We start from the raw sequence: 12,017 nt of genomic DNA, 5'->3' as shown, positions 1-12,017 counted from the left end.
GAGTGGCGTGCCGGAGCGTTGCTGCGGGCAGCGCTCCGGTGGTAGCGGCTTACTGCTTCTCTGGAGGCAATTCCGGCAGGGCGCGCAGCGCGGCTTCGTACCATTGGGTATCGAAGGCGCGGTCTTCCTCGAGGATCGCATCGATCTCGACAGCCAGGACGTGGGCCATCAGGTTGAGGATTTCTTCCCGCTCGTAACCCACCAGAGTCAGCTTATTGAAGGTGGCCTTGGCTGCTGGCGGATTGTCGCTTTCGATCTGGTTCTCGATCGCTTCGATCAGGGTGTTTTCGGCGAACTCTTCTTCGTCGTTGTCGATATCGGTTGGCTCGCTCATGGCAGGCTCCTCAAGGAAAGGTCGCCAGTTTACTCGTATTCAGAGGCTGGATGCTGCTGGTCAGAAGTGGATTAACCTTCTATAAAAAGTCCTGCCGACCCCCTGCACGGCCTGGAGGCTATGGGATGTTCAAGCTTTATGGCTTCGCCATCAGCAACTACTACAACATGGTCAAACTGGCCCTGCTGGAAAAGGGCCTGCCCTTCGAGGAGGTATTGTTCTACGCCGGCCAGAGCCCCGAGGCGCTGGCCATCAGTCCCCGGGGCAAGGTTCCGGTGCTGGAAGTGGAGCAGGGCTTTATCAGTGAAACCAGCGTGATTCTCGATTACCTGGAGCAGGTCCATCCCGAGCCGGCGCTGCTCCCGGGAGATGCCTTCGAGAGGGCACAGGTGCTGGCACTGGCCAAGGAGATCGAACTCTATATCGAGCTGCCGGCCCGAGCCTGTTTCCCCGAAGTGTTCTTCGGTGCAACGCTGCCCGAGGCCATCAAGGAAAAGGCTGGAGTCGAATTGCTGCAGGGGTTTGCCGCATTGCGCCGGCATGCTCGGTTCGCGCCTTATGTGGCGGGTACCAGCCTGAGCGTGGCGGACCTGTATTTCCAGTACAGCGTGAACCTGGCCCTGGTAGTCGGGGACAAGCTGTTCGGGATCGATTTTCTGGCCGATATGCCAGAGGCCAGGGCCCTGTTGGAGCGCCTGGAACAGACGCCCAACGCCAGGCGGATTGCCGCTGACAAGGCTGCGCTCATTACCGCCAGGCGATCGGGTCGCTAGCGCCGGGCAGCCAGCTTGCAAGGACCGGCAGAGGGTTGCCGGCCCCTGCGGGCAGGGTGCTTAGCGGCTGGCCAGCAACGCCTGACCGCGAGCCACAGCAGCCCGGACCTGAGCTGGAGCGGTGCCGCCGATGTGGTTACGGGCATTTACCGAACCTTCCAGGGTCAGCACGGCAAACACATCCTGCTCGATCTGGTCGCTGAATTTGCGCAGTTCTTCCAGGCTCATTTCTGCCAGGTCCTTGCCAGTCTCCACACCGTACTTCACGGCATGGCCGACGATTTCGTGGCAGTCACGGAACGGCAGGCCACGGCGCACCAGATAGTCCGCCAGGTCGGTAGCGGTGGAGAAGCCACGCAGGGCCGCTTCACGCATGATGGCGTGCTTGGGCTTGATGGCCGGGATCATGTCAGCGAAGGCTCGCAGTGAGTCGCGCAGAGTGTCGGCAGCGTCGAACAGCGGTTCCTTGTCTTCCTGGTTGTCTTTGTTGTACGCCAGGGGCTGGCCCTTCATCAGGGTCAGCAGGCCCATCAGTGCGCCAAACACTCGGCCGCTCTTGCCCCGCACCAGCTCTGGTACGTCGGGGTTTTTCTTTTGCGGCATGATCGAGCTACCGGTGCAGAAGCGGTCCGGCAGATCGATGAACTGGAACTGCGCGCTGGTCCACAGCACCAGCTCTTCGGAGAAGCGCGACAGGTGCATCATTGCCACGCTGGCGGCGGCGCAGAATTCGATGGCGAAGTCACGGTCGGAGACGCTGTCCAGGGAGTTGCCGCCCACAGCTTCGAAGCCCAGCAGCTGGCAGGTCAGCTCGCGGTCGATGGGGTATGTGGTGCCGGCCAGCGCAGCGCTGCCCAGGGGCATGCGGTTGGTGCGCTTGCGGCAGTCCACCAGGCGCTCGTAGTCGCGGCTGAGCATTTCGAACCAGGCCAGCATGTGGTGCCCGAAGGTCACGGGCTGGGCGGTCTGCAGGTGAGTGAAGCCCGGCATGATGCTTTCGGCTTCGCGCTCGGCCAGTTCCAGCAGGCCTTTTTGCAGGCGGGTGATCTCGGCCAGGATCAGGTCGATTTCGTCCCGCAGCCACAGGCGGATGTCGGTGGCCACCTGATCATTGCGGCTGCGTCCGGTGTGCAGCTTCTTGCCGGTGATGCCGATGCGGTCGGTCAGGCGCGCTTCGATGTTCATGTGCACGTCTTCAAGGTCCACGCGCCAGTCGAAGCTGCCGGCCTCGATCTCGCCCTGGATGGTCTTCAGGCCGTCGATGATGCTGTCACGCTCGGCGTCAGTGAGCACGCCAACCTTGGCCAGCATGGTGGCATGAGCGATGGAGCCCATGATGTCGTGGCGATACAGGCGCTGGTCGAAAGTGACAGAGGCGGTGAAGCGGGCGACGAAGGCGTCGACGGGTTCACTGAAGCGGCCGCCCCAGGACTGATTGGTCTTGTCAGTGCTCATGAATTCGCTCGTGATCTGCTGAAGGAAGATGGCGTAAAAAACAGGCGCCGATAATAACAGGGTTGCCTGGGCTGTCGCTGGCACTGGTCGGCAGCTTTTTTCTCCGGGCCTGTGCTGCGTGGCTTGTCGCCGGTCCCGAGGGCGCAGAGACTGAGGTCGGCACAATCCGGAGTGGATCCGGACAGGGGGGCTTGAGTGCGGAAGGTGATATCGATCAAACGATATTTATCGATTGAGCAATATCGTCTTGGCAACCGTCTACAGTTGGACAGGAGGACCGGCACAATTGCGTAACACCCCTCGCGTGTTCGCAGTGAGTCTGTCCATCGAGTTCACTCCGCGCAGGTCCATGCAACTCGCCCACGAAACGAGGCGGGTGCGGCCAGGGTGGACACCGACCACAGTAACGAGGGGGGCTTTGTGTTGAATACCAGCATTCCCTGCAACGCCGTCGCGCATCCACCGACCTTGGGCGGTATCGGGCAGGTCCGGGTAAATATTGGTGCCCGACTTGCGGCACTTTTTGGCCTTCGCACTAGTCTTATCGTGGATCGCCGTGACGGACGTCACTCCACCTGTCTACGCTATCCTTGTGCGAGACTCACGCAGGAATCCAGCGCAATATGAATGTCCTGATCGTTGATGACGAACCCCTAGCCCGCGAGCGCCTGAGCCGGATGGTCAGTGAGCTTGAGGGATACAGTGTCCTGGAGCCCAGCGCCACCAATGGCGAAGAGGCACTGAGCCTGATCGACAGCCTGAAGCCGGATATCGTCTTGCTCGATGTCCGCATGCCGGGTCTGGACGGTCTGCAGGTCGCCGGAAAATTGTGCGAACGCGAGACGCCTCCGGCGCTGGTGTTTTGCGCGGCCCCGGACGAATTCGCCTTAGAGGCCTTCGATGCCAGCGGGGTCGGGCACCTGGTCAAGCCCGTGCGCCCAGAACTGCTGCTGGAGGCGCTGAAAAAGGCCGAGAAGCCCAATCGTGTGCAGTTGGCGGCCCTGACCCGGCCGGCGGCGGAAAGCGGCAATGGCCCGCGTAGTCACATCAGCGCCCGCACCCGTAAGGGTATCGAGCTGATTCCTCTGGCTCAGGTGGTTTATTTCATTGCTGACCACAAGTATGTGACCTTGCGCCACGAAAGCGGCGAGGTGCTTCTGGATGAGCCATTGAAGGCATTGGAAGACGAATTTGGTGAGCGCTTTGTGCGTATTCACCGCAATGCGCTGGTGGCCCGAGAGCGGATCGAACGACTGCAGCGTACGCCCCTGGGACATTTCCAGCTGTACCTCAAGGGGCTCAATGGTGATGCCCTGATCGTTAGCCGACGCCATGTGGCGGGTGTGCGCAAGATGATGCAGCAGCTCTAGACCGCGACTCAAGGCCCACAAAAAGGCAAGCCTGGCGTCGGGAGGGCGCTGCGTTTCTGATACAAGTCAAAGCTGCTTTGGCTGAGCTGTTATTATCTGCCGTATCTATTCAGTACGGATTGATCCATGTCCTCTCGCGAAATCCGCATCGCTACCCGCAAAAGTGCACTGGCCTTGTGGCAGGCCGAATACGTCAAAGCCCGTCTGCAAGAGGCCCATCCGGGCCTCGTCGTGACCCTGGTGCCCATGGTCAGTCGCGGTGACAAACTGCTGGACTCGCCCCTGTCGAAAATCGGCGGCAAGGGCCTGTTCGTCAAAGAGCTGGAAACCGCACTGCTGGAAAACCAGGCCGACATCGCTGTGCATTCGATGAAAGATGTGCCCATGGACTTTCCCGAAGGCCTGGGGTTGTTCTGCATCTGCGAGCGTGAAGATCCACGTGACGCCTTTGTATCCAATACTTACGCCAGCCTTGAGCAATTGCCGGAAGGCAGCGTGGTGGGTACCTCCAGCCTGCGCCGCCAGGCTCAACTGCTGACCCGTCGGCCTGATCTGCAGATTCGTTTTCTGCGGGGCAACGTCAATACTCGGCTGGCCAAGTTGGATGCCGGTGAGTACGACGCCATTATCCTGGCCGCCGCCGGCCTGATCCGTCTGGGCTTCGAAGACCGCATCAGTTCGTCCATCAGTGTCGATGAGAGTCTGCCCGCCGGTGGCCAAGGCGCAGTCGGCATCGAGTGCCGTAGTGCCGATACTGAAATTCACGCGTTGCTGGCGCCTCTGCATCATGCCGACACAGCCAGCCGGGTGACTGCCGAGCGAGCGCTGAACAAGCATTTGAACGGTGGTTGCCAGGTTCCGATTGCCTGCTACGCGGTGCTCGAAGGCGATCAGATCTGGCTGCGTGGCCTGGTCGGCGAGCCTAGCGGTGGCCTGTTGTTGAGCGCGCAAGCGCGTGGCCCGCGAGCGTCGGCCGCTGAACTGGGGGTGAAGGTGGCAGACGACCTGCTGGCCCAGGGCGCCGATGACATCCTGCGCGCGGTCTACGGCGAGGCGGGCGAAGAGTGATCGGGTGGCGCCTGCTGCTGACTCGGCCGAGGGAAGATAGCGCTGCGTTGGCAGCGACCCTGGCCGAGGTCGGTGTCTTCAGCAGCAGCCTGCCGCTACTGGAGATTCAAGCCTTGCCTGTCAGCGATTCGCAGCGGGCGATCCTGCTGGAACTGGATCGTTACTGTGCGCTGATCGTGGTCAGCAAGCCTGCCGCGCACCTTGGCCTTGGCTTGCTGCGAGCCTATTGGCCTCAGCCTCCCGCTCAAAGCTGGTTCAGTGTCGGTGCCGGTACCGGGCAGATCCTTGCGGATGCCGGTCTGCAAGTTTTCTACCCTCAAACAGGTGATGACAGCGAAGCCTTGCTTGAACTTCCCCAATTGCGCGAGGCTATCCGGCGGCCTGAGCCACGGGTGCTGATCGTCCGTGGAGAGGGCGGTCGCGAGCTGCTCTCTGAGCGCTTGCGTGACCTAGGTGCTAGTGTCGATTATCTGGAACTCTACCGCCGGTGCCTGCCGCATTACGCCAAGGATGCGCTGCTTGAGCGGATTCAGGGGGAACGCTTGAACGGCCTGGTGGTCAGCAGTGGACAGGGTTTCAGCCACTTGCAGCAGTTGGCTGGCCCAGCCTGGTCGCAGTTGGCGAAGATGCCGTTGTTTGTTCCAAGCCCCCGGGTCGCCGAAATGGCACGTGCCGCCGGGGCGGAAAAAGTTGTGGATTGTCGCGGCGCCAGTGCCGCGGCTTTGCTAACGGCGTTACGGGAGCAACCCGTGCCCGTTCTCTAAACGCAAAGGATGGATACGTGAGCGAAACAGCCTTGCCTAAAGATGAAGTGCGGCCGGTGCCTGAAGCACCTGCCGAGCCCACGACCCCAACCGTTGAGCGTCGTGGCAACGGGTTGGCGATACTGGCCCTGCTGCTGGGGGCGGCGGGTGTCGCCGCTGGCGGCTGGGGGATCTGGCAGGTGCGCAGCCTGCAAGCCAACAACCAGCAGCAACTGAGCCAGCTGCAGGCCCTGGGGGATCAGGCGCAGAGTTTCAAACTCAGTGAACAGCGCCTGAGTGCACGCCTGGAACAACTGCCGGCAGCCGATGAGCTGGAGGACCGGCGGCGGCTGGTGGCCCAGTTGCAAGGTGATCAGCAGCGCTTGAGTCAGCGCTTGGAAACTGTGCTCGGCGCCAGCCGCAAGGACTGGCGCCTGGCCGAGGCCGAGCATCTGCTGCGTCTGGCCAGTCTGCGTCTGTCTGCACTGCAAGACATCAGCAGTGCTCAGGCACTGGTCCAGGGCGCAGACGATATCCTGCGGGAGCAGAACGACCCGGGCTCTTTCGCTGCACGCGAGCAATTGGCCAAAAGCCTGGCGGCTCTGCGCAGTACCGAGCAACCAGATCGCACCGGCCTGTTCCTGCAACTGGGAGCCCTGCGTGATCAGGTCCTTGAGCTCAGCGCCGTGGCTCCGGAGTACAAGGACCGCGGCGAGTCACTGCTGGGGCTGACCGCCGACGGTGACGGCGCGAGCCGCTGGGCGCAGTGGTGGGATCAGATCTCCCGCTATTTCCGCATCGATTTCAATGCCGACAAGAACATCCGTCCGTTGCTGGCCGGCCAGGGGCTGACTCAGGTACGCCTGGCCCTGAGCCTGACGTTGGAGCAGGCACAGTGGGCTGCCTTGAATGGTCAGGCGGCGGTCTATACCCAGGCACTGACCGAGGCACGTGATGTACTGACCAGCAACTTCAATCAGGACAATCCGCAAAGCAAGATCATGCTTGAGCGCTTGTCCGAATTGAGCAAGCAGCCCGTGACCGTTGTCACCCCGGATCTGGCCAAGACCCTGAGCACGGTCCAGGCCTATCTCGAGCGGCGCAATCTGAACGCTGAAGATTCAGTCAAGCCTCTGGCCAAACCTGCGGCGAACACCGTCCAGGAGGCGAGCCCATGAAGCGCGTCTATGTGATCGTTCTACTGCTCATTGCAGCCATTGGCCTGTTGGGGTTGGCCATTGCCGAGCATCCCGGGTACGTGCTGATCGCCTACAGCAACTTCCGCTATGAATCGAGCCTGTGGGCAACCCTGGCCCTGGTGGCGCTGATCTGGTTGGTGATCTGGGGCATCAAGCTGCTGATCGAATTGGTGATGGTCTCTGGTGGTGTGGTCAATCCCTGGTCGCGGCGCAATCGGAGTCGCCGGGTACAAATCGCCATCGAGCAGGGCCAGATGGACCTTGCCGAAGGTCGTTGGGCCAGCGCGCAAAAACACCTGCACCGTGCTGCAGAGGCCGAACGTCAACCACTGTTGTATTACCTCGGTGCGGCCCGCGCCGCCAACGAGCAAGGCCACTATGAGGAGTGCGACCAGTTGTTGGAGCGGGCACTGACTCGCCAGCCCCAGGCCGAGTTGGCGGTGGCCTTGAGTCATGCCCAGTTGCAGACCGACCGCGGTGATACCGAAGGTGCCCTGAGCACCCTGCAAGCGATGCATGAGCGCCATCCCCATAGCGTTCAGGTCCTGCGCCAGTTGCAGCGCCTGCATCAACAGCGTGGTGACTGGTCGGCGCTGATCCGTTTGCTGCCCGAGTTGCGCAAGGACAAGGCCCTGCCGGCCAGCGAGTTGCAGGAGCTGGAGCGTCGCGCCTGGGGTGAGAACCTGACCTTGGCGGCACGGCGCGAAGAGGATCAGGTGGCAGCCCTGCAGTCTCTCAATCGAGCCTGGCAGCAACTGACTTCGGCCCAACGCCAGGAGCCACAGCTGGTGCTGGCCTACGCCGAACAACTGCGTCAGCTGGGGGCGGGAGCCGAGGCTGAAGAGGCCCTGCGCACAGCCCTCAAGCGCAAATATGAAAGCCACCTGGCTCGGCTTTACGGATTGGTGCGCGGCAGCGATCCATCGCGCCAGTTGCAGACTGCCGAGCACTGGTTGAAGGAGCATGCGGACGACCCGAGTTTGCTGCTGACCCTGGGCCGTCTGTGTCTGCAGAACAGTCTGTGGGGCAAGGCCCGGGACTACCTGGAAAGCAGCCTGCGACTGCAGCGCAATCCTGAAGCCTGTGCCGAGCTGGCTCGTTTGCTGGCGCAACTGGGTGATACCGAGCGCAGCAACCAGCTGTTCCAGGAAGGCCTGGGAATGCTCGACGAGCGCCTGCTGGCGTCACCGTTGCCGGTTCCGGTACGGATCTGAAGCGTCTTCAGGGCCGGTTGCCGGTTGCAGGCAACCGGCCTGTTTTTATTTGGGGTTGGCGGCTCATTCACGGTTGATTGTCGATCCGCTGCGGCATAGCGCTTCTTGAAAGGAGCGAGCGCTTTCTCTACCGTGGCTGCCTGTTTCTCTCCGTTACGGATATCTCATGTCGCTGGCCGGCTCTCGCTTGCTGTTCTCCCTGGTGTTCCTGGTGGGGGCTTTTGCCTCGTGGGCGGCGTTCAACCTGCAATCCGGTGGTGGCCTGGAATCCTGCACCTTGTGGGGCGTGCAACGCTTGCTGCTGATGATGTTCGCTGGCGTCAATCTACTGGCTGTGGTGCAGGGGCCGGGGCGCATGGGACGAGCTGTCTACTGGGCGCTCAACCTGATACTGGGCCTGTTCGGGGTGATCACTGCCGGGCGTCATGTGTTGCTGCAGAACATTCCTTCCGAGCAACTCCTGGCCTGCCTGCCGGACATGCCGTTCATGTTGCGCAACCTGTCCTGGTGGCAGGCACTGCAATTGACCTTCGTGGGGACATCGGACTGCGCGGAGGTCACCTGGACCCTGCTCGACATGAGTCTGCCGGAGTGGAGCCTGCTGTTTTTCGTGATCATGCTGATCTTCAGCGGCTACCGTCTGCTGCGCCTGTTTCGAGCCACTCGCAAGGCTGCAGCGTTGCCCTGAGTCATGGTTTGGTGGGAGGGCGCGGATTAAACGCTTGTATGAACTTTATCTCCTGCGTACCTTGATGCTGTTGTCGAGCGGGCATAATCTGGCCCGCACGCGTCACTGGAATTATGTTGCTCGATGCTGTTGCGCCTGACCGGATCCAGAGTCTCCAGAAGGGGGGCGGCGGGCAAGCGGCATGACCCATAAGGGAAGAGAGATCACCATGCTCGAAAGTTGTCAGAATGCTCAGGAACGCTGGGGTGGAGTGCATCTGCTGATCGACCGCTGGTTGCAGGAGCGTCACGAACTGGTTCGAGCCTATGATGCGTTGGGTGCCGAGCCCGAAGCCCTGAGCGAGAGCAAGAAATCGCTGCAGGAATTCTGCGGGATTCTGGTGGACTACGTTTCCGCCGGTCATTTTGAAATCTACGAGCAGCTCACCAGCGAGGCCAAGGCCTTTGGCGACAAGCGCGGGCTTGAGCTGGCCGATACCCTCTATCCGCGTATTGATGTGATCACTGAAAAGCTCCTGGCGTTCAACGACCTGTGTGATGCGGGTCAGTGTGTGGCGCAGAAGTTCAAGGAGCTGGGCGGCCTGTTGCACGAACGCTTCGAACTGGAAGATTGCCTGATCGAAGTGCTGCATAACGCCCACAAGCAGGACGCGGTGGCCCAGGCCTGAAAACAGGGCGGAGCAATACAGGAACGGCACGCCTTGGCGTGCCGTTTTTCGTTCCTGTGCCTTAGTCAGCAACGCCCAGCAATTCGATCTCGAATACCAGGGGGGTGTAAGGCGCGATCAGGTCGCCTGCGCCTTCGGTGCCGTAGGCCTGATTCGAAGGAATCACCAGTCGCCATTTGGCGCCGGTGGGCATCTGCGACAAGGCGCTGCGCCAGCCTTCGATCACGCTGTCCAGGCGAAACCACTGCGGTTGCTGGGTCTGGTCGAACACGGTGCCATCGGGCAGGCGTCCGGTGTAGCGCACCTGGACTGAACCGTTGGGGCTGGCCTTGTTGCCACTGCCAGGTGCCAGCTCGGTCAGGAGAATGCCATCGGCCAGTTGGCGCACGCCGGGCTTGGCCTTTTCCTGGTCGAGAAAACGTCGTTCGTTTTCCAGGGCCGCTTCAGTTTTCGACTTGCTCGACTGCTCGCTGATCCGTGCATCGTGCTGAGCCAGGATCTGTTCGATGCGTTCGGTTTTTAGGGCCAGTGGCTTGCCTTGATAAGCGGCTTTCAAACCCTCGACCAATGCCTGGATCTGCAGATCGGGCACTTCGTCACGCAGTCGTTCACCGAGGCTTGCGCCCAGGCTGTAGGCAAGGTCGTGAGCGTCATTGGGCGGCGCTTCGGCAGCAGCCTGAGCCAGTGGCAAGAACAGGCTCAGGGATAAAAACAGGTAACGCGACATGGGCACTCTCCGGCCTGAGTAGCGGTGGATTATGCCAGCGACAAAGCACGGGTTGGTGAGCAACTTCGATGACGGCGAAGAACATTTTCAATCCGCTGCAACGCCGGGCTTTCGATACTGTCAACATGCCCTAGCGGCGGTAGCAGCAGAGGTCTAGTATGAGCCGCAACTCACGTCAGCCAGGAGGTAAACCATGTCGGCCAATAAGAAGCCTGTAAATACTCCGTTGCATTTGCTCCAACAGCTGTCGGGCAGCCTGCTCGAACATTTGGAAAACGCTTGTTCCCAAGCCTTGGCTGATGCTGAAAAACTGCTCGCCAAGCTGGAAAAACAACGGGGTAAAGCGCAGGAAAAACTGCACAAATCGCGCACCAAATTGCAGGACGCTGCGGCGGCCGGCAAGGCCAAGGCACAAGCCAAGGCCAAGACCGCGGTGAAAGAACTCGAAGACTTGCTGGACGCATTGAAAGAGCGCCAGGCACAAACCCGCAGCTACATTCTGCAACTCAAGCGTGATGCCCAGGAAAGCCTGAAACTGGCTCAAGGCGTTGGCCGTGTGAAGGAAGCAGTAGCCAAGGCATTGAGCACTCGTGATGCCAAGCCGGTAGCTGTCGCGGCGAAGAAACCAGCGGCCAAGCCTGCAGCTAAAGCACCAGCCAAATCTGCCGCCAAACCAGTGGCGAAAAAAGCGGCTGCCAGCGCAGCTAAACCCGCGGCGAGCAAACCCGCAGCGGCTAAGCCTGCCGCCAAGCCTGCGCCTGCCAAACCTGTTGCCGCCAAGACCGCTGCCGCCAAGCCAGCAGCCAAAGCCGCCGCAGCCAAGCCAGTGGCCAAACCTGCCGCCAAATCTGTAGCAGCCAAACCTGCCGCTAAACCAGCAGCCAAGCCTGCGGCCAAACCCGCAGCGGCTAAAACAGCTGCCGCTAAACCTGTCGCAGCCAAACCCGCAGCCAAACCTGCCGCCGCAAAAGCGCCGGCCAAACCTGCTGCCAAACCCGCCAGCAAACCTGCAGTAGCTGCCAAGCCAGCAGCATCGTCGGCTGCTAAACCAGCAGCCAAGCCGGCCGCCAAGCCTGCGGCCAAACCGGCTGCGAAAAAGCCGGCGGCCAAGCCTGCAGCAGCCAAACCTGCTGTGGCCAAACCCGCCACCCCGGCAGCCAAGCCAGCGGCTCCAGCACCGGCTGCGGCCAAGCCAGCTGCACCCGCGCCAGCAGCCTCGCCAGCAGCGGCTGCGAGCACAGCTCCTGCCGCTCCCGCTCCGGTAACTGCCGGTACTCCTTCCAGCGCTTCTTAAGCGCCGGTCGCCGCGACGCGCAGCACCTGCAGCGCGTCGCGGTTGCGTTCGGCGGCTCCGGCCGCCAATCCTTCAAGCCAGTCTTCCAGGCTCTTCGCTTGAACCTCCGGCCATTCCCGTACCCGTTCCTGCAAACGCAACAGCAATTGCCGTTCGGCTTCCAGTTCCAGGGTCTTGACCTGTTCGCGCAAGGCACTCAACTCAAGGTCTTCGCGGGCCGCATCGCGCCAGCCAATGCGCAAGTCGCGCAAAGGTTGAACCACGTCCCGGTGCCAAGGCGCCGCGAGCTCTTTCAACTGCTCCAGGCGCTGGCTATCGCAGCGGACGCCTCGCTGGCCAAGCCAGGCTCCACAGAGCAGTAGGCAGACATTGGCACCTTCGTCCTGTAGTTGCAGGCAGGCTTCCTGCACGCCGGGAAGGGCATAAATGGTCAGGGAAAAATTCCACAGGTCAGAGGACATAGTGCTACTCGCGCCAGTTGCGAG

13 protein-coding genes are annotated in these 12,017 nt (G+C 61.4%); 9 read left to right on the top strand and 4 right to left on the bottom strand.

What is annotated here, in order from left to right; all coding sequences use genetic code 11:
* Positions 1-49: 49 nt before the first annotated feature.
* Entirely contained in the window at positions 50-334 is a 285-nt protein-coding gene (locus PQT43_RS18545; RefSeq protein WP_102862226.1) for a hypothetical protein, read from the bottom strand.
* A 125-nt stretch (positions 335-459) separates the two neighbouring features.
* Here PQT43_RS18545 and PQT43_RS18540 point away from each other — a divergent pair, with 125 nt between their 5' ends.
* The gene (locus PQT43_RS18540) at positions 460-1,107 is read left to right on the top strand and encodes a glutathione S-transferase family protein (RefSeq protein ID WP_102862225.1); all 648 of its coding nucleotides are present in this window, start codon (positions 460-462) and stop codon (positions 1,105-1,107) included.
* A gap of 60 nt (positions 1,108-1,167) precedes the next feature.
* Here the strand turns inward: PQT43_RS18540 and argH are convergent, their stop codons facing one another.
* Positions 1,168-2,562 (bottom strand): argininosuccinate lyase, encoded by a 1,395-nt coding sequence (gene argH, locus PQT43_RS18535; protein WP_102862224.1) that lies wholly within the window; start codon positions 2,560-2,562, stop codon positions 1,168-1,170.
* A 623-nt stretch (positions 2,563-3,185) separates the two neighbouring features.
* On the opposite strand from argH, the gene PQT43_RS18530 reads away from it, so the two are divergent.
* The 7 genes from PQT43_RS18530 (at position 3,186) to rsd (ending at position 9,511) form a co-directional block, all read left to right on the top strand.
* Positions 3,186-3,932: a LytR/AlgR family response regulator transcription factor gene (locus PQT43_RS18530; protein ID WP_102862223.1), complete on the top strand. Its 747-nt coding sequence runs from the start codon at positions 3,186-3,188 to the stop codon at positions 3,930-3,932.
* A gap of 126 nt (positions 3,933-4,058) precedes the next feature.
* A complete protein-coding gene (gene hemC, locus PQT43_RS18525; RefSeq protein WP_102881262.1) occupies positions 4,059-5,000 on the top strand; it encodes a hydroxymethylbilane synthase in 942 nt (313 codons plus the stop codon).
* On the top strand, positions 4,997-5,764 hold the full coding sequence (locus PQT43_RS18520) for a uroporphyrinogen-III synthase (protein WP_102881261.1): 768 nt from the start codon (positions 4,997-4,999) through the stop codon (positions 5,762-5,764). Before hemC ends, PQT43_RS18520 begins: the two co-directional genes overlap by 4 nt.
* A gap of 17 nt (positions 5,765-5,781) precedes the next feature.
* Positions 5,782-6,921 carry a uroporphyrinogen-III C-methyltransferase gene (locus PQT43_RS18515; protein WP_102881260.1) on the top strand — a complete coding sequence of 380 codons (1,140 nt, stop codon included), beginning with the start codon at positions 5,782-5,784 and terminating at the stop codon, positions 6,919-6,921.
* Complete coding sequence (locus tag PQT43_RS18510; RefSeq protein ID WP_110652920.1) at positions 6,918-8,156, top strand: heme biosynthesis protein HemY; 1,239 nt, start codon at positions 6,918-6,920, stop codon at positions 8,154-8,156. Before PQT43_RS18515 ends, PQT43_RS18510 begins: the two co-directional genes overlap by 4 nt.
* A gap of 166 nt (positions 8,157-8,322) precedes the next feature.
* Positions 8,323-8,844 carry a disulfide bond formation protein B gene (locus PQT43_RS18505; RefSeq protein WP_102881258.1) on the top strand — a complete coding sequence of 174 codons (522 nt, stop codon included), beginning with the start codon at positions 8,323-8,325 and terminating at the stop codon, positions 8,842-8,844.
* A gap of 208 nt (positions 8,845-9,052) precedes the next feature.
* Positions 9,053-9,511, top strand: coding sequence for a sigma D regulator (rsd, locus tag PQT43_RS18500; protein WP_102862217.1), 459 nt, complete (start codon positions 9,053-9,055; stop codon positions 9,509-9,511).
* Positions 9,512-9,572: 61 nt separating this feature from the next.
* Here rsd and PQT43_RS18495 read toward each other — a convergent pair whose 3' ends face one another.
* Positions 9,573-10,238, bottom strand: a complete 666-nt coding sequence (locus PQT43_RS18495; RefSeq protein WP_170002951.1) for an FKBP-type peptidyl-prolyl cis-trans isomerase — start codon at positions 10,236-10,238, stop codon at positions 9,573-9,575.
* A gap of 193 nt (positions 10,239-10,431) precedes the next feature.
* On the opposite strand from PQT43_RS18495, the gene PQT43_RS18490 reads away from it, so the two are divergent.
* On the top strand, positions 10,432-11,532 hold the full coding sequence (locus tag PQT43_RS18490; RefSeq protein WP_272754411.1) for an AlgP family protein: 1,101 nt from the start codon (positions 10,432-10,434) through the stop codon (positions 11,530-11,532).
* Here PQT43_RS18490 and PQT43_RS18485 read toward each other — a convergent pair.
* Positions 11,529-11,993: a TIGR02444 family protein gene (locus PQT43_RS18485; protein ID WP_102881255.1), complete on the bottom strand. Its 465-nt coding sequence runs from the start codon at positions 11,991-11,993 to the stop codon at positions 11,529-11,531. The two genes, PQT43_RS18490 and PQT43_RS18485, sit on opposite strands and share 4 nt — an antisense overlap.
* Positions 11,994-12,017: the final 24 nt, after the last annotated feature.

It is taken from the genome of Pseudomonas sp. BLCC-B112 (assembly GCF_028550695.1).
Lineage (GTDB): Bacteria > Pseudomonadota > Gammaproteobacteria > Pseudomonadales > Pseudomonadaceae > Aquipseudomonas > Aquipseudomonas danubii.
Note: the sequence above shows the minus strand (reverse complement) of the source record. Positions and strands in the feature narration are given on the sequence as shown.